2 protein-coding genes are annotated in these 3,423 nt (G+C 41.7%); one reads left to right on the top strand and one right to left on the bottom strand.

The features are described 5' to 3' along the window. On the top strand, positions 1-3,076 hold a 3,076-nt coding region (locus tag ST42_RS09850), incomplete at its 5' end, for a TonB-dependent receptor domain-containing protein (RefSeq protein ID WP_156139346.1). Positions 3,077-3,094: 18 nt separating this feature from the next. Here ST42_RS09850 and ST42_RS09845 read toward each other — a convergent pair. Further along, positions 3,095-3,423 (bottom strand): transposase (locus tag ST42_RS09845; protein WP_044064441.1); only part of this gene is annotated, 329 nt, incomplete at its 5' end.

Raw genomic sequence — 3,423 nt, 5'->3', positions numbered from 1 at the left:
TGTGATCGGCGGTTGTTTTTTAAGTAAATTATTTATAACAATATTATTTTTTTGCCATTTATTTATGATGGCACAAGATGCTGACCAAACAGTCGGTCAGCTCGTCAATAACCAAAACTGGTTGGAATTGAACAGGCAATATACTCAACTAAAACCTCAGATGAAGTCTGAGGTACTGAAAAGCATTGCCGAAGCGATGATTGGTTACCAATTCAATCGACCGGAACAGACTATGCAGGCTGTGAACATTTTGCTCAATAAGCATCAGACAGAGCTTGGAGCGCAAAATACATACAGCTTCATCATTCTTTTGGCAAAAACTCTCTGTCAGCAAGGACAATATGCAAGTGCAGCTTCAATGATGGGCAACATTATCCCTGCGTTGTCTTCACAGCCTCGCACAGGATTGGTTGGAGCCTTGTTCGCATACAATAAAGAAATTCAGGCATTAAGGAATCAGCAGCCTATCAGAATCAGTCCTGTGTCACAGGATATTATTGTTCCATGCAGTAATATGATGAACATCACAGCTGTCATAAACAACAAGCCGTTAGCATTTGTCATTGATCCATGCAGCGACCATACGGTAATTCCTATTGAAACGGCAAAAGAATTGAATATAAAGGTTCTGCCTGATACGGTCGAACACATGGGACAAAAAGTATTGCTGGGAATTGTAGAAAAGATGAACATCGGGGATTTGGAAATACACAACATTGTTGCAGAAATACCTTTAGCCTCAACCAAGCCTCTTACCCTCGGACGAGATATACTGAGTGCTGCCGGAGAAATCCAGTTTGATATTGACAACAGCAAGATTATATTTCCCAAGAACCATACTCCTGCTCCTTCTACAGGACCGTCTTTCTATTGGGACATGAAATTCAATATCTCTCCCAACCACCATAAGATGGTGATCAACTACAGGGATATGTTCATAAAGGAAATTGGCGAAGACAAAAGTTCCACTCTTTCATACGAAAAGCAATTGGACGAAGTGAAAGTATTGGCGGCAAGGAAACTGGTAAAGGTTGGCAGTGGGAAATTAACGTATGACGTTACTGGCGACGAAGAAGCAAAAGCAAGTTCGGTTTTTGACATTCTACGCAAAGTGCCGCTTGTAACCATTGACGGCCAGGACAATATTCTGGTGAAAGGCAATTCTACTTACAAGATCTACCGTAACGGCCATCTTGACCCTACGCTAAGCTCTATATCGGCAAAAGATATCCTCAAGGCAATACCAGCTTCTACAATCAGACAGATTGAGGTTATTACCGAACCTGGGGCAAAATACGACGCGGAAGGCACTTCTGCCGTACTGAATATAATCACAAGTAGCAATTCTTTAATCAAAGGTGCAACAGGTATGCTGTCTTCGAGTATCAACAACAACGGCACAAACCGCAGTTCGGCATACACCGCTACAAGTATTGGCAAGACTACTGTATCGGCTAATTACGCCTTCACACAGTTTCCGACGAAGGAAAACGAAAGCAGCATACATTCTTCCGTGTCATACAGAAACGGGCAAGTTCTCGATATGCTGCGGCAGAGCCAAAGTCGCGGCAATGCTCATTATATGAATATTGCCGCAAGTTGTGATATTGACTCCCTTAATCTCCTGTCTTTCTCGGCAGGAGGTTATTTTTTATCATACAAGACAAATTCCATGTCAAGCTACAATCGCTATGACGACTTGAATGATTTTCTTTATTCCTATGATGAATACAATCTGAATCCCCGCAACCGATACAACAACTATAACTTGCGCATGGACTATCAACACAAGATGAGAAAACCGGATAATGTATTTACGCTTAGCTACATGTTGAATGCTACACAGAATAAAGCAGACAACAATGTCGGGTATTCCAACCATTTCAATATGCCTATGGACTATACTGCATACAGCAGATATGTGAAGAACAACAACACAGAACACACTGTACAACTTGACTACACGACAAGGATAGACAAGCATAACTCTCTGGATGTAGGATTGAAATACATTTACCGACTTAGCAAGAATACAACCGAACAGGATTATTCTGGAAAAGAAACAGCCGTGTCCTCGTTTTTCAATCATTCCACCAACATTGCCGCATCTTATGTGGAATGGACTGCACAGTATGGTAAATGGAATTTACGGCCAGGAATGCGTTATGAGTTTTCTCGCTTGAAAGGCAGTTATCCTAAAGGAGACGGAACTCCATACAGCTGCAACCTGAATGATTTAGTCCCTTCTGTCAATATTCTCTATAAGCTGAATGACACGAACACTATCCAATATAACTATGCCATGAGCATAAACCGCCCTGGCATCAATTATCTGAACCCGGCAGTTATCGTTCAACCAGAATCAAAAACTTACGGAAACACGAATCTGAAAAGCAGCAGAAGCAGCCAGATGGCATTGACGTGGACAAATATCACCGGCAAAATTACTAATCAGATGATTCTTGCCTATGGCTTCACAAACAATTTCCTGACGAATGTAGATAACGTGACAGATAATATCCGCACTACTACCTATGCCAATGCCCTTCATGTGCGCATGGCTTCATTTATGGATTTCCTGCAATGGACTCCAACGACAAGAACAAGGATTTCCATAAATAGCACTTTGGGGTGGATGAAGGACTATTTCCCGGAACAGGGTATATACAACAAAGGACTATATGGAAATGTCAGCGGCAATATTTCTCAAAAATTGTTTTGGAATCTTTTGCTTAATGTTGGTGGCGGAGCATCGTTCGGTCATAACTTGTCTGGTCTGTACGGTCGCACTGCAAACTACCATTCTGATTACTTGAGCTTACAGAGGAGTTTTTTGAAAGATGACAAGCTTACCATTTCGCTTTGGACTGTCTGCCCATTTGAACGGCATAGGGCACAGACACAATACACCACACAGGGTGAATATACCGGTTTCACACGTACTGTAAATGTCAGCAGACAATTTGGAGTAAGACTGTCTTTGAAATTCGGCAAAAGCAAAATTGAAGTAAAGAAGACCGGCACGAATCTGGACAATACAGATGTTGTAGGCGGTTTGAAAGCTCCAAAAGAATAAGAAAACCTGTTGGCGGAATTAATTTAGTGCATACTTAATTCTGCCAATGGGCTTGTCGTTAATGAAGTTTACGTATTGCAGAATGGTAAGTGCACTAATTTTGCCAATGATTCTGGCAAACAAACCATTCGTTATTTTTGCGTAGTTCCTGATGACCAGGAACTGGTCTGTAAGTTGTGAGAATATTGTCTCAATCCTCTTTCTTGCCTTTGCAAACGGAATGAATGTCGGTTTCCAGTCCTTTTGGTTGAGCCGATACGGACACTCCAGTCTTATGTGTGCGGTTTCGAACAAGTCAAGCTGTACGTCAGCTCCAATATACCCTTTGTCACCATAGATGCTACAGT

The sequence above is a fragment of the Prevotella pectinovora genome (assembly GCF_000834015.1).
GTDB classification, from domain to species: Bacteria; Bacteroidota; Bacteroidia; order Bacteroidales; family Bacteroidaceae; genus Prevotella; species Prevotella pectinovora.
The sequence above is the reverse complement of the archived record's forward strand: the minus strand, read 5'-3'. Positions and strand labels throughout refer to the sequence as shown.